Origin of the sequence: Exiguobacterium sp. BG5(2022) (assembly GCF_031844365.1) — a bacterium.
GTDB lineage: Bacteria > Bacillota > Bacilli > Exiguobacteriales > Exiguobacteriaceae > Exiguobacterium > Exiguobacterium profundum.
The window spans coordinates 209,712-227,339 of sequence record NZ_JAUZVB010000002.1; the positions used below are offsets into that span (position 1 = coordinate 209,712).

General features: G+C 47.5%; 18 protein-coding genes. 10 read left to right on the plus strand and 8 right to left on the minus strand.

Features of this window, described 5'->3' with window-relative positions:
- Nucleotides 1-115 precede the first annotated feature (115 nt).
- Both Q9R25_RS11405 and Q9R25_RS11410 read left to right on the plus strand, forming a co-directional pair.
- Nucleotides 116-1,753: an ABC transporter permease gene (locus tag Q9R25_RS11405; RefSeq protein ID WP_159563301.1), complete on the plus strand. Its 1,638-nt coding sequence runs from the start codon at nucleotides 116-118 to the stop codon at nucleotides 1,751-1,753.
- Nucleotides 1,753-2,460: an ABC transporter ATP-binding protein gene (locus Q9R25_RS11410; RefSeq protein WP_031424334.1), complete on the plus strand. Its 708-nt coding sequence runs from the start codon at nucleotides 1,753-1,755 to the stop codon at nucleotides 2,458-2,460. The genes Q9R25_RS11405 and Q9R25_RS11410 overlap by 1 nt, the downstream gene beginning before the upstream one ends.
- Nucleotides 2,461-2,510: 50 nt before the next feature.
- Here Q9R25_RS11410 and Q9R25_RS11415 read toward each other — a convergent pair whose 3' ends face one another.
- The 3 genes from Q9R25_RS11415 to Q9R25_RS11425 all read right to left on the minus strand — a co-directional run bounded on the left by Q9R25_RS11415 (nucleotide 2,511) and on the right by Q9R25_RS11425 (nucleotide 5,635).
- The gene (locus tag Q9R25_RS11415; protein WP_159563303.1) at nucleotides 2,511-3,410 is read right to left on the minus strand and encodes a class F sortase; all 900 of its coding nucleotides are present in this window, start codon (nucleotides 3,408-3,410) and stop codon (nucleotides 2,511-2,513) included.
- Nucleotides 3,411-3,429: 19 nt separating this feature from the next.
- Nucleotides 3,430-4,770 carry a copper amine oxidase gene (locus Q9R25_RS11420; protein ID WP_074035026.1) on the minus strand — a complete coding sequence of 447 codons (1,341 nt, stop codon included), beginning with the start codon at nucleotides 4,768-4,770 and terminating at the stop codon, nucleotides 3,430-3,432.
- Nucleotides 4,771-4,855: 85 nt separating this feature from the next.
- Nucleotides 4,856-5,635 (minus strand): AraC family transcriptional regulator, encoded by a 780-nt coding sequence (locus Q9R25_RS11425; RefSeq protein ID WP_214691334.1) that lies wholly within the window; start codon nucleotides 5,633-5,635, stop codon nucleotides 4,856-4,858.
- A gap of 124 nt (nucleotides 5,636-5,759) precedes the next feature.
- On the opposite strand from Q9R25_RS11425, the gene Q9R25_RS11430 reads away from it, so the two are divergent.
- A complete protein-coding gene (locus tag Q9R25_RS11430; RefSeq protein ID WP_311283185.1) occupies nucleotides 5,760-7,409 on the plus strand; it encodes a glycoside hydrolase family 13 protein in 1,650 nt (549 codons plus the stop codon).
- Nucleotides 7,410-7,512: 103 nt separating this feature from the next.
- Nucleotides 7,513-8,019 carry a flavodoxin domain-containing protein gene (locus Q9R25_RS11435; protein WP_159563306.1) on the plus strand — a complete coding sequence of 169 codons (507 nt, stop codon included), beginning with the start codon at nucleotides 7,513-7,515 and terminating at the stop codon, nucleotides 8,017-8,019.
- Here Q9R25_RS11435 and Q9R25_RS11440 read toward each other — a convergent pair.
- On the minus strand, nucleotides 7,983-9,581 hold the full coding sequence (locus Q9R25_RS11440) for a glycoside hydrolase family 55 protein (RefSeq protein WP_214691332.1): 1,599 nt from the start codon (nucleotides 9,579-9,581) through the stop codon (nucleotides 7,983-7,985). The genes Q9R25_RS11435 and Q9R25_RS11440 overlap by 37 nt on opposite strands.
- Before the next feature lie 261 nt (nucleotides 9,582-9,842).
- On the opposite strand from Q9R25_RS11440, the gene Q9R25_RS11445 reads away from it, so the two are divergent.
- The 4 genes from Q9R25_RS11445 to Q9R25_RS11460 all read left to right on the plus strand — a co-directional run bounded on the left by Q9R25_RS11445 (nucleotide 9,843) and on the right by Q9R25_RS11460 (nucleotide 11,641).
- Complete coding sequence (locus Q9R25_RS11445) at nucleotides 9,843-10,043, plus strand: cold-shock protein (RefSeq protein WP_015880427.1); 201 nt, start codon at nucleotides 9,843-9,845, stop codon at nucleotides 10,041-10,043.
- A 117-nt stretch (nucleotides 10,044-10,160) separates the two neighbouring features.
- Complete coding sequence (locus tag Q9R25_RS11450) at nucleotides 10,161-10,574, plus strand: pyridoxamine 5'-phosphate oxidase family protein (RefSeq protein ID WP_143180203.1); 414 nt, start codon at nucleotides 10,161-10,163, stop codon at nucleotides 10,572-10,574.
- 183 nt (nucleotides 10,575-10,757) lie between these two features.
- Nucleotides 10,758-11,264: a DoxX family membrane protein gene (locus Q9R25_RS11455; protein ID WP_215244265.1), complete on the plus strand. Its 507-nt coding sequence runs from the start codon at nucleotides 10,758-10,760 to the stop codon at nucleotides 11,262-11,264.
- Between the two features lie 80 nt (nucleotides 11,265-11,344).
- Entirely contained in the window at nucleotides 11,345-11,641 is a 297-nt protein-coding gene (locus Q9R25_RS11460) for a DUF3817 domain-containing protein (RefSeq protein ID WP_159563308.1), read from the plus strand.
- 18 nt (nucleotides 11,642-11,659) lie between these two features.
- Here Q9R25_RS11460 and Q9R25_RS11465 read toward each other — a convergent pair whose 3' ends face one another.
- Entirely contained in the window at nucleotides 11,660-12,913 is a 1,254-nt protein-coding gene (locus Q9R25_RS11465; protein ID WP_215244266.1) for an MFS transporter, read from the minus strand.
- A 109-nt stretch (nucleotides 12,914-13,022) separates the two neighbouring features.
- Between Q9R25_RS11465 and Q9R25_RS11470 the strand changes: the two genes are divergently transcribed.
- Nucleotides 13,023-14,213 carry a helix-turn-helix domain-containing protein gene (locus Q9R25_RS11470; protein WP_311283186.1) on the plus strand — a complete coding sequence of 397 codons (1,191 nt, stop codon included), beginning with the start codon at nucleotides 13,023-13,025 and terminating at the stop codon, nucleotides 14,211-14,213.
- Between the two features lie 4 nt (nucleotides 14,214-14,217).
- On the opposite strand, the gene Q9R25_RS11475 is transcribed toward Q9R25_RS11470, so the two are convergent.
- Both Q9R25_RS11475 and Q9R25_RS11480 read right to left on the minus strand, forming a co-directional pair.
- Nucleotides 14,218-15,225 carry a S66 family peptidase gene (locus Q9R25_RS11475; protein WP_159563311.1) on the minus strand — a complete coding sequence of 336 codons (1,008 nt, stop codon included), beginning with the start codon at nucleotides 15,223-15,225 and terminating at the stop codon, nucleotides 14,218-14,220.
- A gap of 63 nt (nucleotides 15,226-15,288) precedes the next feature.
- Nucleotides 15,289-15,615, minus strand: a complete 327-nt coding sequence (locus Q9R25_RS11480; RefSeq protein ID WP_015880434.1) for a winged helix-turn-helix transcriptional regulator — start codon at nucleotides 15,613-15,615, stop codon at nucleotides 15,289-15,291.
- A 106-nt stretch (nucleotides 15,616-15,721) separates the two neighbouring features.
- Between Q9R25_RS11480 and Q9R25_RS11485 the strand changes: the two genes are divergently transcribed.
- Nucleotides 15,722-16,525: a VOC family protein gene (locus tag Q9R25_RS11485; protein WP_159563312.1), complete on the plus strand. Its 804-nt coding sequence runs from the start codon at nucleotides 15,722-15,724 to the stop codon at nucleotides 16,523-16,525.
- Between the two features lie 13 nt (nucleotides 16,526-16,538).
- Here Q9R25_RS11485 and Q9R25_RS11490 read toward each other — a convergent pair whose 3' ends face one another.
- Nucleotides 16,539-17,531 (minus strand): 5'-3' exonuclease, encoded by a 993-nt coding sequence (locus Q9R25_RS11490; protein WP_031424353.1) that lies wholly within the window; start codon nucleotides 17,529-17,531, stop codon nucleotides 16,539-16,541.
- Nucleotides 17,532-17,628 lie beyond the last annotated feature (97 nt).

Consider the following 17,628-nt stretch of genomic DNA (forward strand, 5'->3'; position numbering starts at 1 on the left):
GAGAGTTCAGGCCGGAGATTTTTGCGTTCTTCACACCCTAAGCGCTACACGGGATGCACAGAAACTGATATGATGGGACAGGAATTGATAGTTTACAGAACGGGAGCGGTACGACATGAACTGGCACGCAGTAAAACGACAACTGAATGGATGGGCGATCCTCAGCTTTCTCGCGATTTTATTGATCGTCTTGCCGGGAATTGTCGTGCTCGTCGAATTGTTCGCCCCGGTCAATGACAATTGGCAACACATTCAAGAGTACCTGTTGCCCCGTTACGTGCGAAACACGCTGTTCATTATGGTGGCTACAGGAGTCTTGACGACCGTGATCGGAACGAGCCTCGCTTGGTTCGTGACCGTCTATGATTTCCCGTTCCGTCGTTTCTTTAAATGGGCACTCATCCTGCCGCTCGCGATTCCGCCTTATATCGGGGCGTATACGTATCACGGCATCTTGAACTATACGGGTGTGATCCAGACGACGTTACGAAACGAATTTGGTATCACCGTCGATCAGTCGTACTTCAACATCATGTCGATTCAAGGAACGGTATTTATCTTTACCTTGTTCCTCTATCCATACATTTATACGATCACACGAGCGTTCCTGCATAATCAATCGTCCTCGATGATTGAGAACGCGCGAATTCTCGGTCGTGGCTCGTGGGACATTTTCTTCACGGTCGTCATACCGATTTCCCGAGTCGCCATCATCGGTGGTGTCAGTCTCGTGTTGATGGAAGTGCTCAACGACTATGGCGTCGTGAAATATTTCGGGATTCAGACGTTTAGTACCGCCATCTTCAGCACGTGGTTCGGGATGAAGGATACATCGTCGGCGCTGAAGCTTGCGGGCACTCTCATGATTCTCGTCATCGCAATCTTGACGATGGAACGGCTCATCCGGGGACGGAAGCAGTTCAGTTACGCTTCGACGAAAGTGAAACCGCTCAAACCGAGACCGCTGCAAGGCTGGCATCGCTACGCGGTATTCGCATATGTCTCTATCGTCTTTGCGATTGCATTCGTCATCCCGTTCACACAGTTGGCGGCATGGACGTTTCTGACGTTCGATACGGTCTTCACGGAAGAATTTTGGCAACTTGTTTGGAATACCGTTCGGGTCGCCTTTACCGCGACCGTGATTATCCTACTGTTCGCACTCATCATCGCGAACTATACACGACTCTTCCCGTCGAACATGACACGCGTCATTTCGAAAGTGACGACACTTGGATATTCGATTCCGGGAGCAGCCATCGCGATTGCGGTCATCACGCTCTTCTTGTGGCTCGATGACAAAGTGCTCGAAACGGCACGGGCGCTCGACTTGAGTCAGACGTTCGTGTTCCGCACGACGCTCATCATGCTCATCTTTGCCTACGTCATCCGCTTCCTCGCCATCGGCTACAACTCGATCGAGAGCGGGTTTGAGAAAGTAGGGAAGTCGTTTACCGAAGCATCCCGTATGCTGGGGTGGAATACGGTCCAAACGTTCTTTCGCGTCGATATCCCGATGATCAAAGGCGCCATCATGAGCGCGTTTATCCTCGTCTTTATTGATATTATGAAAGAGTTGCCGTTGACGCTCTTTTTACAACCATTTAACTTTTCGACGCTTGCGACACAGGCGTTCAAATACGTGAGTGATGAGAAGATTCACGAAGCGGCACTCGCTTCCATCGTCATCGTCCTCATGAGTGGACTGTTGATTTTCGTTTCCCACAAGGTGCTTGATAAGGAGGCCGACTAATGTTCGTTCAAATCAATGATTTACATTTTAGCTATAAAGGTGCACATGAAGAGACAATCAAAGGGTTCTCGATTTCAATCACGAAAGGTGAAATCGTCTCGCTTCTTGGGGACAGCGGATCGGGGAAGAGTACGATTCTCCGTTTGATCGCAGGACTCGAGATGCCGAACCAGGGCGTCGTCGTCGTGAATGACTGTGTCTGTTGCGACGATTGTCAGTTCATGCCGCCAGAAGATCGTGGCGTGGGGATGGTCTTCCAAGACTATGCACTCTTCCCGCACATGACCGTTGAAAAGAACATTCGATTCGGTCTTCATAAACTGAACCGCAAGGAGCGGAATGCGCGTGTCGAAGAGATGCTCGCGCTCGTCAACTTGACGGAGTTCCGTCACCGTTATCCGTACGAACTCAGTGGGGGACAACAACAGCGTGTCGCGCTCGCGCGTGCGCTCGCACCGAAGCCGGCGCTCTTGATTCTAGACGAGCCGTTCAGTAATTTGGATACGTCACTTCAACACAGGATTCGCGACGATTTGCGTCGTCTCTTGAAGCAGACAGGTACGACAACGATTTTCGTAACGCACGATGAGGAAGATGCCGAGGCACTTGCCGACCGGATTGTCTACCTTGGAGAAGGCAAAATTAAAAAGCAGGTCATGACGGAGAACAACAAGACGTTCAACCCGCAAATTCCTTGCTTCGTATAAACAACAAAAGACCCCTTACTCATTTCTAAAGCGAGTAAGGGGTCTTTTTGTCATTTTGTCATCTCGGAAGGTTTTGACTCATTTCCAAGTTGGTCAATCGCAGTCACGTAGTAGGATGCATTGTTCTCATTTGTGACCTCGATACTTTTTCGTGCATGGGAAGGGATACTTTCGATATGAGTCGCTTTTCCGTCGATGACTTCGTAGACTCGATATCCAATCACGCTCTCTTGACGAACGGCGTGCCATGTCAATAAGTTACCTTTCAATTCGACTGCCGTCGGTGTCTCAAGATCGACAGTTTCGTTCAGTTCGGTATCCACCAGCTCTGTATAGACGACGAATCGTTCATCATAGCCCCCGTCCCCGAACGTACCCGAACAGGTAATCAAATTTAAGTTCCGATTTGATGTGGCACCGAAAATCTCTTCAATTGGCGCGGTTTTCGTATCATATCGTTCTGTTTTCGTGACGCGGAACCGAAGGGTGTTACCCGCCTCATCTTGAATCAGAACGTCATCGCCTTTTGTCAGTTGATCGAGTTGATAAAAGATAGCCGGGCCGGTCTTGCTGTCGACGTGACCGGCAATCACAGCATTTCCTTTGCTACCCGGTGTGACACCGGGTTCGAACCACCCGACCTGGTTCTCATCTTCTGGTACACCCATCTGTCCATTATCGAGGACCCCGACTTGTTCGATGGCGGTGTCGACATCGATTTTAGGGATCTGGATTTGAACAGGGGTGACGGCCTTGGCGTTTTCTTCTTCCTCGGCTAAGCGTAGCTTTTTCACCTCTTCCTGTAGAAGTGAGAATTCAGCCGTTAAATCCGGGCTCTCCTCTATTTGTTTTTCTTCTACAGGTGGTGACGACGATTCTTGGGCGCTCGTCCACGTCCAGAAGCTAAAACAAAAGAGAGAGAGCGCCAGAAACAAAAGGCGCTTGTTCATGGGACTCCCTCCTTATTGATTATTGTTCAGATACTTTACGTTTGCGAAGCGTTACGAAGGCGAGTAAGATTCCGCCAAGTACAGCTAATCCAGCGTAGAGAGTGTTCATTGATTGTTCTTGTGCACCACCGAGACCTGTTTCAGGCATCTCTTCAGGCATCATTGTTTCTTCGAACTTGTCAGGCATTTGTGTCACGATCGCGTTACCGAGTGTTTCACCAACACCGAACATGAACGCATATCCTTCACGGAATGACATCCAAGCCGCTTCTGCATCGCCAGCGACATATTGATCGAATGTGTCGAGTACGAGCGCTTCGTGCTGTTTGATTGCTTCTTCACCGGCAGCTTGTGGTAAGTTACCTTCTGTTGCTGCATCGAGGAATGTGCTGAAGTCGACAGCGAATGTGTCGAGGCGCATACGCGCATCTTCAATCATCGCTTCGTCACCTTCGAGTGTAGCGGCAACGATGTCACCTTGTGCTGTGATGTGATCTGAGTTCCATACTTTCTCGAACTGTGCTGCACCTTCGTCACCATATACGGATGCGATGGCTGCTTTGAAGTCAAGTGTGTTCTGGTCTTCTGCCCATGTCACGTAGTCATAGTCCTCTGCTTGGTCGTACCCTTTTTGCATACCGATTGCAGCGAGGGCGAAGTGTTCACCTGCAAGACTGTTCAATGTTGAGCGGAGTTCAACAGCTGGTGTGTCTGCTCCAGTCGTAAATTTGTCAGGCATTTGTGTGACGATTGCACCCGAGAGAGCTTTACTGATGTTGAACATGTGCTTGTAGCCTTCACGGAACGTCATGTAAGCTTCTTCGTAATCTCCTTCGACGTAGTTATCGAATACAGAGAGGACTTGGTCTTCATGAAGTTCGAGTGCATCAGCTGCTGCGTCCTTCGGTAAGTTGCCTTCCGTCGCTGCGTCGAGGAATGTTGAGAATTCTTCTACGAACTCATCGACTTCCGCTTCAGCTTCCATGCGTAGTTCCTGGTTGTCTGATTTTGCTGCTTCTACGAAATCAGCTGAGTAGTCGTTGTGACCACGGAAGATTTCTTCAAATTGTGCAGCGCCTTCTTCACCGTAGATGGAAGCGATGGCTGGTGTCATGTCGAGCGCGTTTTGATCGAGAGCTTGATCCGCGACCTCAGCATCTGCCGCCTCGTCATATCCTTTCATCATCGATGTGACGGCTAACACGTAATGCTCAGATAAAAGTTGATCGAGTGTGGCGCGAAGGTCACCTGCTGGTGTGCTTGCTGTCGGTGTGTGATCCGCTGCCTGTGCGTTGACTGGTACGAGTAGTCCTAAGGCTAGTGCCGGTGCTACGATTTTGTTTAACGTCTTCTTCTTCATGGGTAATCGCTCCTTTTCGTAAGTGAGTGTTGTCGTTATTTACACCCATCTAACGGAGCAGTTCAAAAAATGGATCACTCTTTTTTTATTTTTTTTCGTTTTTTTGTTGAAGAGTACGATAAACCCCTGGTGCGACGCCATATTTTCGTTTAAAAATTCTGTGGAAATATGGGTAACTTCGAAATCCAGACAGTTCTGCAATCGTTTCTAACGAATGTTTTGTATAGCGCATTTGCTCTTCGGCAAGCTGTAAGCGAATCGATTGTGCATATTCGATGATCGTCATCCCGGTCCCTTCTTTAAAGAGATGAACCGTCCGTGAAACGCTGAGTCCAACCGCTGCGGCGACGTCTGACACTTTGAAGTCACTCGTTACGTGCGCTTCGATAAAGCGCATCATACGAGAGACGACTGGAGGTCGCGCATGGGAATGCACATCTTGAATCGAACGATCGAGCATGAGCAGAAGTGCTTGAACGAGTGTTTCAATTAAAACGGCACTTTGTTCAGACGGTGGACGGCGCACTTCTTCCGTAATGTGTTGCCATAGTGAGAGTAGGCGAGAATCGATAGTGATGGCATATAGTCGCTCCCGTGGAGTCGCATGCCACCATGTATCGATTGAATGCCCGGTACAGAAGATATGATAGTCTCCGCTCGCGGGTGTATCGACATGCATTTCATAGAAGTCACCCGGACGAACAATCAATACGTCACCAGGTCGTGTGATCATCGTTTCCCCATTGACCACAATCCGAGCCGTTCCTGCCGTTTGTAAGCGAATCAGATACGTATCGAGTCGATTAGCAAATGGAAAAGTATAAGTCGTTGTATGGTATGAATAGCCACAAAAGCCGATTTCCATAATAATCTCCTCTTTTAATAGCAAGATTGTACATATCTTAATCATATCATGGATGGTCATGATTCCTTGGAGGCAGTACGATGAAAGCGTTGAAACGGAAAACGAACTTCAAGGAGGACATAACATGAAACAATGGTGGAAAGAAGCGGTCGTATATCAAATTTATCCACGTAGCTTCAATGACTCAAACGGAGATGGGATTGGCGACATCCAAGGAATCACGGAGAAGATGTCATATTTGGCAGAACTCGGGATCGACGTCATCTGGCTCTCACCGGTATACGATTCACCGAACGACGATAACGGATACGATATTCGTGATTACCGTGCCATCATGGACGAGTTTGGTACGATGGATGACTTTGATGCGATGCTTGAAGAAGCACACCGTCACGGGATTAAAATCATGATGGACCTCGTCGTCAACCATTCTTCTGACGAACACCAATGGTTCATGGAGTCGCGTTCTTCAAAAGACAGCCCATATCGTGACTATTACATTTGGAAAAAAGGGAAGGACGGTCAGCCACCGACGAACTGGGGGGCTTTCTTCGGAGGCAGTGCTTGGCAGTATGATGAGGCAAGCGATGAGTACTACCTCCATCTCTTCAGTAAGAAACAACCGGATTTGAACTGGGAAAGCGAGACGCTTCGTCGTGAAGTGTATGACCTCATGACATATTGGCTCGATAAAGGGGTCGACGGGTTCCGGATGGACGTCATCAATATGATCTCAAAAAATCCAAGCTATCCAGATGGTCAAACGCAAGGAACAGGGTTCGGTGACGGTACACCATTCTTCTTTAACGGACCACGCATCCATGAATTCATGCAGGAGATGAATCGGGAAGTCTTATCGAAATACGACACAATCACGGTAGGGGAGATGCCAGGGGTCAGTGTGGAGGAAGCCAAACTTTATACGGGTGAAGACCGCAACGAACTGAACATGGTCTTTCATTTTGAACATGTGGACGTCGGGAACGGAAGCTTCGGGAAGTGGAATCCGACAGACTGGAAGTTGACTGAGTTAAAGACAATCTTCTCGCGTTGGCAAGAAGGGCTCGAGGAGGAAGGATGGAACAGCCTGTACTGGAGTAACCATGACCAGCCCCGTGCCATCTCACGCTTTGGAAACGATTCGCCTGAATATCGCGTTCGTTCCGGGAAGATGCTCGCGACACTTCTTCATCTATTGAAAGGGACGCCTTATATTTATCAAGGAGAAGAGTTCGGCATGACGAACGTCGCGTTTGAATCAATCGATCAGTACCGAGATATTGAGACGTTGAACGCCTACCGTGACTACACATGCAAAGGGTTGTTAACGCACGACGAGATTTTCCGTGGCATCCATGAGCGAGGACGTGACAATTCACGTACACCGGTACAGTGGTCAGACGAAGCACATGGTGGATTTACGACAGGGACGCCATGGATCGAGGTCAACCCGAACTTTGTTGACATCAATGCGGAAGCGGCAAGGAAAGATCCGAATTCACTCTTCCATTACTACCGTCAGTTGATTGCGCTCCGTAAAGCGAACCCGCTCGTCGTCTACGGAAAGTATGAGCTGTTGTTACCGGAAGATGAGGCGGTCTATGCATTCACACGTTCATTTGAAGGTGAGACATGGCTCGTACTCTGTAACTTCTCCGACGAGACACAACAACGAGAGCTACCATATGACGTGAAAGAACGTGTCATCGGAAACATGGAACCGATAGAAGCGTTCACCCTTCGTCCTTATGAAGCACAAGTGTATAAACTGTGACGAAAAGCTCGCCAGACGGCGAGCTTTTTTAAGTGCATACGTATCTTCTCTCGATGATTCGGGAATAGTGTAAGTAACGTCTGACATGAAAAGAGGGAACGACATGGGTACTTTAATCGCGTACTCTTCCAGATATGGAACGAGTGAAAAAGTGGCGGCTTTACTCGCCGAACGTCTATCGGGTGACGTTCGTGTCCAAAATATCGTAGAAGAGCCGAACGTCACGTGGGAGATGGTAGATCACGTCATCGTCGGGAGCTCAATTCGAATGGGCACGATCCAAGACGAGATGAAGGAATGGTTGACGCTTCACGAAGCACACTTGCTTGAGCATCCCCTCGCTTTATATTTGTGTGCCGGGACACCGACAGAGTCGGAACGGATTCGCGAACTAGAAGAAGCCTATCGTGACACGCTGCGCGAACATGCCTATTTCGTCGAGGTCGTCGGGAGCGGGTACGACTTTGAACGAATGGGCTTTTTAGACAAAGCAATCGTTCGCATGATGGCCAAACAAAAAGAGAGTTCACTTCAACTCGACGATGCCAAACTGAATCAACTCGTGGAAGCCGCTCAAACGTCTGAGCGCACCCGGTCTGAAAATCCTTGAGCGAGTAAATCATGCACATCAATCGGGCTTTTCGTGGAGATGAGTACATCTCCGCTTTTTTTCTGCCCTTCAATCTGATGAAGAGCAAGGTGTTCGAGGTGACGACCGATTTTTAGAGCGATAGGTGCAGATTCTTGGCATCGTAAGGCATCGATAGTCACTTCATCGGTGCGGTTATCTCCCCCAAATAGTTCGAGGTCGGCTCGGGCTGTGGTAAACCCGCGCACGGCGATTCGTTTCAGTTGAACGCGTCTCGATTTGTATTGGATCGCAAGTGCCGGATGTTGTTCGTAATCGTAGGTCGGGTCGCCGATTGCAGTCAAACCATGAATCAAGACGTCCTGATAGGCCGATACAACCAGGCTTCGTGGTGAGGATTTTGTATAGAGTGAACTGTGAACCGGCTCAACGGACACTAAGTTTGTGCCTGATAGGAAGCGGGCTGTCTCTGAGTTCGGATCGTCTGCTAAATGATGACCGATGTGACGGAAGTTAAATGAACGATTGTCATGCACCGAAAGATGGCCGAAGATATGAACGTCGTGTGCGGCAGATGAGGTCCCATGTGCTTTTACTTCGATGCCTCCAAAGCAGCCTTCCGTTCTATTGTGAACGAGTGTGACGTGCCGCGAACCGTCATCAATCTCAATCCCATTTGAGTTTGAGAACCCTAAGGCGTGTGTTCGACCGTGAGGATGATGACAATAGCAGTTGGTAATATAAATGGCATCACTATGGTGTGTGGTGATTCCGTCATCCCCATAATTCGTCGCCTCGAGATGATCGAGATGGATATATCGGCTCCCGTTTGCCGCGCGAAGCCCGTCCCCTAAGTAATGATAGTGCGGAGACGTGATGTCGAACGCATGGAGCCCAGCATTTTTGGCTATCACATGATGCACCCATCCATACGTCACATGGGCAAACGTCAAGGCGCTCGATGTCGTGTCACCGCTCGTCGTCCGTTTCACATCCCCTAAGCGCGCGACATTCCAATCGAGCGTCAGGTGGCATACCTCGATATGATGATTTCCTGCGAAAGGCGTGGCGTTTCGTAACAATCGTCGATGTCTCGGTGCACGATCGGACAGTTTGAGAATCGTGACGTCTTGTCCTGCGCCTTCGAGCACGCAGTTGGAAGGTAGACGAATACCCCGAACGATATAAACGCCTGCTGGGACAAAGACACGACGGTTCGAGCGGATGGCGAGTCGAAAGGCGAGGGTACAATCCGTTTTTTCATCTCCGACAGCACCATAGTCCGTCACATCAACACATTGTTTCGTCGTCTGCAGTAAATTCAAATATTCGGCATCGAGCCGACGCATCCAGACGGGACGAACGATGCCGTCGACTTGCTCGAGCGGAAAGGACGTGCGGACAGGGGTGATCCGTTCCGTCAATGGGATTCGACACGGGATAGATTGTTGTTGCTCAAAGTAAGAAGCTTCCCGTGTAGCACGGTGCCATTCAAGTGTTTGTTGGATGAGGTCTTCTTCCGACCAATCGGAATGAGAGGCAATCATCGATGCGATTGCGTGTGGGTCCTTAATGTTTTTCATTATAAATCCTCCTAGCATCATCTTCTCTAGCATGTACCCGTTTCACCTTGTTTTTTAGCAATCAGAAGTATTTACTAGACAGAAACATCTAGTCGTGTTATATTCAATATGTGCTTAATTAAGAATAGCTGGAATCATAATTCACAAGTGCTTGGGATTATTTTTCATTAGATAATCCAGAGGCTTGTATTTTTTTTGGTCAAGTTTTTTCTAGTAAGGCACTACTATAACGCATAGCGTTTATTTCAGGAGGGTTCATTCATGAACACAGGTAAAGTAAAATGGTTTAACTCAGAAAAAGGTTACGGCTTCATCGAAATGGAAGGCGGAGACGACGTATTCGTACACTTCTCAGCAATCCAAGGCGACGGCTTCAAAACACTTGAAGAAGGCCAAGAAGTAACTTTCGAAATCACTGACGGAGCTCGTGGACCACAAGCTTCTAACGTTGAAAAAATCTAATCTTCCTTTCTAAGGAATATGATACCTGCTCGCATCGGCGAGCAGGTTTTTTTGTGTTTAATCCCATAGTTTGAGGGAACAGTATACGAGCGACAAATCATGAAGGAGGAATTTGGAATGAGTGCAAAAGACACAGCGTTAAAAATTCTAGAGGGTAGCAATGTCGGGACGATGGCGACCGTGTATAAGGTGAAACCCCACAGTCGATATATGACATTTTTCCATGATGATTTCACACTCTACACAGCAACCTCTAACGATACAGATAAAGTAGAAGAACTAGAAAAGAATCCATATACGCATATTTTAATCGGCTACGATGGAGATGGTGTGGGCGACACTTACTTAGAAATCCTCGGTAAAGCGACCGTGTCGGATGATGAATCGATGAAAGAGAAAGTATGGAATGAGAAACTTGAAGGATGGTTCGATGGTCCGGACGATCCAAAGCTTGTGATCCTTAAAATCGAACCGGAATCGATGCGCGTGATGAACAAGAAAGGTCAACCACCACAAGAAGTGACACTATAATCTCTTCTAAGACACCTAAATCAGGTGTCTTTTTTTGTGGATGAATGTGAATAGAATATGGCGTACATATGGACGAATCATGAACAAAGGAAAATACATATGTGAAATAGTGAACATGAATGGTATATTGTGAATGTAATCACATTATACATTTATTTAACTTCTTGAAAGGGAGGAATTATGATGTTCACGAAATTTTGGCAAAATCATAACATCGCTACAGCGATCTTGACGGTGTTACGTGTATGGCTCGGTTATCATTGGTTAACGGCAGGTTGGGGTAAAATCACGGGAGGTTTTGGAACAGAAGGATTCTTAAACAATGCGGTGTCACTCGCTTCTGGAGAACATCCGGCCGTTGCTGGATGGTGGGCTGCATTCCTAGAAAACTTTGCGATTCCAAACGCCGGGCTATTCGATGTCCTGATTCCTTACGGTGAATTCTTGGTAGGCTTAGGATTATTGCTCGGTGCCCTCACACGTAGCGCAGCGTTCTTCGGACTCGTCATGAACATGGCGTTCTTACTATCAGGAACAGTCAGTACGAACCCAACGATGTTGATCGTATCTGTCTTGATTTTAGTTGCCGGTCATAACGCTGGAAAAATTGGGGTCGACGGGTTGTTCCTTCGCCGTTTTGTCGAAACGAAAGTATTGCATCGTTCACCAAATCGTCAAATAGCCTCGTAACTTTTATGCGTTCTCTTGTGACAAACCTCTCACGTTTCGGCTACGATAGACATAGCCTACAGAAATAAAGGAGAACGCATATGACTACGACTCATTTTAAATGGCTTGGCTACACAGAAGGTGTATCCTTCTTGTTATTACTGTTCATCGCGATGCCGTTGAAATATATGGCTGGTATTCCACTCGCTGTCAGTATCGTTGGTGCAGCACATGGTTTCTTATTTGTTGCGTATGTGCTCGCGGCGATGTACATGGCATGGCGCTTGCGCTGGGGATTCAAAGTTTTGACGCTTGCTGTCATGGCATCGGTTATCCCATTCGGACCATTTTTATTAGAAAAACGGGTACTCCCGTCAACAGAGAAGACATCGAACTGATTCGTTCGATGTCTTTTTTTATGATACGCGATCCATTGACTGAGCTGAATCTCGTTCTTCTCGAATGTCATGACGTATTCGGTACGTGAGGACGAACGTGCAGATGAGTAGACCCACCATACAAGCGGTGTAGAGATGGGCAACAGAGACGAGATCACTCAATACCCCGAATAGGATAAATCCAATCGGCGTAATCCCCATCGCGAGTGATTCGAGCACACCGATGACGCGCCCTAAATAGTTCGGATCCGTATTCGTTTGGAGGAACAATTGAATCGGGATGTTGACACGTACGATCAAGAAACCACTCAATAAAGCGAAGACCGCGAAAAAGAAAATTGACGTGAGGACGTTGAAGTTAAAATATAATGGAATGGCGGGTCCGACGAACAGAACGCTAAGAATGGTCAACGCGGATCGCATCGTTGCTAAGCGATGTTTGATTTTGAATAACGGTAAGGCATGAAGTAAGGAAGCGACTAAAAAACCAATGGCGACCATGCTTTCAAGGAGTCCGAATTGAAACGGGGACACACCGACTTCCTGTAACGCTGCAATCGGGAACAACACTTCCGATGCGACGAAAAAGAAATTCAAGAAGGCAGCTAGGACGGCAACTGTCCACAAGACTCTTTGTTGTTTCAAGTAAGACAGACCGGACCGTACGTCTTCCCAAGTCGATTGTTCGGTGGGTGCGACCTCTTTCTGATGAAATTTAAGTCGAGAGGCGAGAAGTGCGGCAATCATAAAGAATAGAGCTGAACTGAACAAAAAGACAGGAATCGGTATAAGCTTAAACAGTGCCCCGGCAAGAAGCGGGGTACCGATGCTTGAGATGGAGATGATACTTTGAATGAGAGAGTTGGCGCGTTGCAGTTCATCTTCCTCAAATAAAAGAGGAATCGAACTCGATAACGTGACCGATAAGAAAGTGGAAACGATCGCTAAGAAGAATGTGATGACGTAAAAAGCGGGTGCTTCAAACGTCCAAAGTAAGCTTCCAACACCTGCGAGTAAAAATAATCCTCCGTTCAAAGACTCCATCCTAATGATGACTCGCTTTCGGTCAAGTTTGTCTGCATAAGCGCCGGCGAATGGGGATAGAAGCACACGGGGTAATGTACCTGCGAGGAGAACGAAGGCGAATTGGAGCCCAGATCCGGTCGTCGTCAACACCGTGAGTCCCGCCACAAACGTAAATAAGTTGGATGCGAATAACGACATGAATTTACCGAGCAGTAAAATTGATAGATTTGAAGAGAGAAACTTCATAGAAACACTCCTTTGCAAATTAGTTAAATGTGATTTAACATTATCATAAAGGCAACGAAGTGAATTGTAAATATAAAGTTCAATATAATTTAACTTTTAGAGGTGACATATGATTGGTGAGCGCATTAAAGCATTGCGAAAACAGAAAAAAATGACTCAGACGCAGCTGGCGGAAGGGATTGTCACAAAATCGATGCTCAGTATGATTGAGAACGGAAAAGCAGAGGCATCAATGCGCAGTTTACGAGAACTTGCCAGTCGATTAGATGTCTCGATGCAACAGTTATTGACCGATCCAAAAGAGGTCGAACTACAGTCGCTGGTGGAAAAGCTAGAATTTGAGGAGATGCAACTCATTTCACTACCGGATCAAAAAATTCGGGAAATGCTCAAGCCTTACTTACAGGAAGAAATGAACTCCGTATGGCAAGGAAAAGCATATATGCTGTACGGTGATACGTACTTTCAAGAGGGCGAGAATGAGAGAGTACTAGCTTACTATGACCGCGCGATTGAGATTTTTGAGAAGCTAGGTGAGTCCGAAGAATTGGCGATGGGACGAATTAGCCAGGCTTATTATTTATTGATGTGGAACCGCTACGAGGAATCGATTGAACGGATTGAAGCGATAGAACTACTTGATGCAAAATATATGAAAACAAAGACACGAACTGAATATGCCATGTTAATTGTATTTAAGAATCTTCTTTGTGATGAGGATTTAGAAGGGGCAATTCGACAGCTTGAAGACGTGCTCGAGTATATGACACGGACAAGAATCTACTACCGTGCGGACGACGTGTATCGCACCATTTCGATTTGCGCGCTCTATTTGAACGATGAGAAGAAAATTCATGAGTCGTTACAAAAGGCGAAGCAATATATTCAATTCACGGAAGATCGTTTGGCTGAAATCAAAGTGGCACTTTCTGAAGCGCTCTATGCGATGGAATATCGACATGTCAAACTATTAGGAAAGAACATCAAATTGATGGAATCTCTCACGACAGATGTCGAACCATTTATAGCAGCGATTTCGATGGCGAAAGGTGTGTACTACGCTTTTCGAGGGGAAACGGAAATGGGAAGAGAGTGTTTAGTGGCATTATGGGAAAACAGAGATGAGTGGAAAACACATAGCTTAGTCGATATCGCGATTTACTACGAAGGTTTATTAAGGGGAACATTGAACGGTTGTGGGGATGACTGGGTGCCAGTCATCGAAGAACAAGTAGCTGAATTCCCGCAAGGACTGTTTCGCAAACGTTTAGAGACATTGCTACAACAAATCAAGGGCTGACGAATCAGCCCTTGAACGTTTGAATCAATGTTCCTTTGCCATGCTCGACTTGTACAGAAGCGTGGGCCCCATTGACGAGTGTCATCTGAGGGGGTACGTGTCCGCAATCGATATCAAAAAAGATAGGAACTTCTAACATATGATGAAGCTCCTCATATACCATTTCGACCGTATAGTCTTGATGCACAGAGGGGGCGTCACTCCGTCCAAATAGAATGCCCGACGTCTGCTCAAACCAACCGGCCCACTTCATTTGAAGAAGGGTCCTTTTTAATGCTGGGACGTTCAGCTCAGCGTTCTCAAAATACCAAAGAATCGGTTCATCGTTCAGGTGATCGCGTTGGAACGTCTTGACGTCTCCATACGGTGTCCCGATTGTATGTAAGAGCACATCGAGACATCCACCGAGCAAGCGCCCCGTTGCGTTTTGACCACCGATCGCTTTCCATTCGGTCGTCTCCGTCAGATGAAACAGATGTGGCGTCGGATTATCATGCTGCCATTCGTTTTGGAACTTCTCGGACGAGCGTTGGATGACCGTTTCGTCGGTCCGCGTCGACAATACATCGAGCCAGCGTGAACTCGTCTCGTCCCACATATCGGCACGCAAGTCGACTAAGTTTGGACCGTGGGCGGAGGCGATTCCGGTTTTTAGCGTATACACAAAAAGTAATAGACTCGTATCCGAATAACCGAGCATCCATTTTGCGGACAAGGACTGCCACTCGATGTGATCGAGGATTTCCATTAAGAGTTCCCCACCCCAGGGCGGAACAATCAAGTCGACATTGTCATCTTGAAGTAGAGATGTCAGTTCATGTGCACGGACTCGAGCCGGAGCGGACTTCCCAAATCGTTGTTTCCACGCATTCGGAGTGAATTGCAATGTGAACCCTCGATTGGAAAACTTATGTTCCGCTTGATGCAATAGATGGTGCAGTTCTTCTGGTATACCTGACGAAGGGGCGGTGACACCAATTTGATGACCGGTTAACTGTGGATAACGAATCATGACAACCTCCTGTGGATAAGTGATATGTTCAGTAGAAAAAATGGGTTATCCACATGTGGACAACTAATTAGAGCGCATCCGTTCGGCATGACGCATTCCCCATTCGTTCATCGCTTCGAGAATCGGAATCAGTGTTTTCCCGTACTCACTTAAGCGATAATCGACACGAGGTGGAACTTCTGGATAGACGGTCCGGATGACGATATCCTGTTCTTCTAAGTCGCGGAGTTGTGCGGTCAATATCTTTTGGCTGATTTTTGGTAACGCGCGTTTCAACTCACTGAAACGCAATGTATCTCCATTGATCAACACGAGGAGGATGGAATGTTTCCATTTTCCTGTAATCAGTTCGAGTGCCGTATCGACTTCACAGCTTGTTATGTTAGTCACGTCGCTCTTCCTTTCCAATAGTATCGTTGAAGTAACTATACCACCTTTTTGTGCCTACTTCTGTAACATCGACCGAGCGGGTATAGTGAAGGGGAGGTGATAATATATGAAAATCGAAAAAATCGAACTCGGTCCGGTAACGCTTCGAGTCCGTGACATTGAACAGGTGACACGATTTTACGTAGACGTGATTGGGATGAGTATTTTAGAAGAGAGCGAAGAGCTCATTACACTCGGTACGAAGGAACGTCCGCTTGTCATCTTGCACAGTGTCCCGCAAGCGAAAACCAATCCACGGGCGGCAGGCTTGTTCCATTTAGCTATTCTGTTCCCGAACCGTGTAGAGTTAGGAAGCATGTTGGCACATCTCATTGAGCGACGCATCGAAGTGGGGCAAGGCGACCATCTCGTGAGTGAAGCCTTCTACTTGAGCGATCCAGAAGGAAACGGGATTGAATTGTATGCCGACCGCCCGAAGGACCAATGGACGTACGAGGCAAACGGCCATGTGAAAATGGCGACCGAGCCTGTCGACTATGAATCGATGCTTCAAGCGGCAGCCAATCGGTCGTTTACTGGTTTACCGATCGGAACGACGATGGGGCACGTGCATTTTAAAGTACGCTCAATCGAGGCGGCGAAACGTTTTTATCATGATCGGCTTGGCTTCTCCATTACGACGGATTCTTATCCAGGCGCACTTTTCCTAGCAGCTGATGGCTACCACCATCACATCGGAACGAACGTGTGGGCCCGTCCGAGCGATCCTGTGGGAATGGAGACCGGAATCGAAGCATGGACGCTTCTCGTCAATGAAGAGACGAACCAGGCGTTAGGCGGAACATCGTCTGAATGGTCGTTGACCGATGAAGACGGGATTACCGTGCATATTAAAAGAACGAACGCTTGAGCGTTCGTTCTTTTTAACGTGCGGATGTTTTCTTCTGACCTGCGTTAAACGAGAGACGAAGTCCGCGTTTTTGATACGCTTGCTCGACTCGTTTAGGATTGAGGCTGAGCTCAAGGTGAGCTAGCTTCAAATGTTCAAGTGCCGGCACCGTGACATCGAGGCGAACGAGCTCCATATTGCGCTCTGCTTTTTTGCGTGTTCGTCTCAAGTTACGGGGCACCTCCTCTGACGTCAGTGCCGCGATCGTTTCATTTACTTGTTGTCGTTTTTCACCCTTGATGCTCAAGGCAGAATACAGCTTATCGAGCGAACCAAATCGTTTGATGAGTTGAACCGATTGGCTTTCGTCGAGCCCGGCAACTGGAGGGATTCCGTCAGAACGGTCTCCTGTCAACGCTTTGACGGCTGACAGTTGCTTCGGTTTCAATCCTTCGTATAGCGCCGCAATCTCTTCTGGTCGAATTTCTAAATGACGCTTGAGTGGCAACGGACGATTATCACGAATGTCACAGCGAGCCTGCATTTGCTGAAGCTCCTGTGTCTGTAACCAAACGGTGATTCGTGGACTGACAAGCTGTAACAAGTCTTTGTCTTTTGTCATGATGACGACAGGGGCACTGCAACTGAATTTACGGGCGATGTGGGCAATCAAGTCTTCCCCTTCATACCCTTCTACTTGGAATTGTGGGATTCCACTATCCTCAAGCAGTTGGCGCATGAGTTCCATCTGCGCTTTTAATTCAGGCGGTGTTTGACGTCTGCGACGTTTGTAGCCTGGGTACAGTTCTCGACGCCATAATGTTTCACGTGAGACGTCCCAAACAACGACAAAATGAGTCGGACGATGTCTGCGTAGAATCGTCCGGATGAGGCCGGTCATTCCGATGACGGCACTCCGATCGTTTTTAGATACCTCGCGTCCTTTTTTCGTTCGGCTCGCGGCGGCACCATAATAAGCACTGGCCAGCATGGAGTTACCGTCAATCAAAAATAGTTTGCGTTCCATGCGTAACCTTCTTTCTATTTCTTTCTGTTTAAACCGAACATCTCGCCATGTTTCGGTGATGTTGTGTCATTGAGTGGGTGACACTCAAATAAGCAAC

Bases quoted from the DNA above. Each gene is read 5' to 3' on its own strand.
- Q9R25_RS11415 (WP_159563303.1), bottom strand. From the start codon at position 3,410: ATGAACAAGCGCCTTTTGTTTCTGGCGCTCTCTCTCTTTTGTTTTAGC.
- Q9R25_RS11410 (WP_031424334.1), top strand. From the start codon at position 1,753: ATGTTCGTTCAAATCAATGATTTACATTTTAGCTATAAAGGTGCACAT.
- Q9R25_RS11450 (WP_143180203.1), top strand. From the start codon at position 10,161: ATGAGTGCAAAAGACACAGCGTTAAAAATTCTAGAGGGTAGCAATGTC.
- Q9R25_RS11435 (WP_159563306.1), top strand. From the start codon at position 7,513: ATGGGTACTTTAATCGCGTACTCTTCCAGATATGGAACGAGTGAAAAA.
- Q9R25_RS11470 (WP_311283186.1), top strand. From the start codon at position 13,023: ATGATTGGTGAGCGCATTAAAGCATTGCGAAAACAGAAAAAAATGACT.
- Q9R25_RS11490 (WP_031424353.1), bottom strand. From the start codon at position 17,531: ATGGAACGCAAACTATTTTTGATTGACGGTAACTCCATGCTGGCCAGT.
- Q9R25_RS11465 (WP_215244266.1), bottom strand. From the start codon at position 12,913: ATGAAGTTTCTCTCTTCAAATCTATCAATTTTACTGCTCGGTAAATTC.
- Q9R25_RS11430 (WP_311283185.1), top strand. From the start codon at position 5,760: ATGAAACAATGGTGGAAAGAAGCGGTCGTATATCAAATTTATCCACGT.
- Q9R25_RS11420 (WP_074035026.1), bottom strand. From the start codon at position 4,770: ATGAAGAAGAAGACGTTAAACAAAATCGTAGCACCGGCACTAGCCTTA.
- Q9R25_RS11455 (WP_215244265.1), top strand. From the start codon at position 10,758: ATGTTCACGAAATTTTGGCAAAATCATAACATCGCTACAGCGATCTTG.
- Q9R25_RS11485 (WP_159563312.1), top strand. From the start codon at position 15,722: ATGAAAATCGAAAAAATCGAACTCGGTCCGGTAACGCTTCGAGTCCGT.
- Q9R25_RS11405 (WP_159563301.1), top strand. From the start codon at position 116: ATGAACTGGCACGCAGTAAAACGACAACTGAATGGATGGGCGATCCTC.
- Q9R25_RS11440 (WP_214691332.1), bottom strand. From the start codon at position 9,581: ATGAAAAACATTAAGGACCCACACGCAATCGCATCGATGATTGCCTCT.
- Q9R25_RS11475 (WP_159563311.1), bottom strand. From the start codon at position 15,225: ATGATTCGTTATCCACAGTTAACCGGTCATCAAATTGGTGTCACCGCC.
- Q9R25_RS11445 (WP_015880427.1), top strand. From the start codon at position 9,843: ATGAACACAGGTAAAGTAAAATGGTTTAACTCAGAAAAAGGTTACGGC.
- Q9R25_RS11425 (WP_214691334.1), bottom strand. From the start codon at position 5,635: ATGGAAATCGGCTTTTGTGGCTATTCATACCATACAACGACTTATACT.
- Q9R25_RS11460 (WP_159563308.1), top strand. From the start codon at position 11,345: ATGACTACGACTCATTTTAAATGGCTTGGCTACACAGAAGGTGTATCC.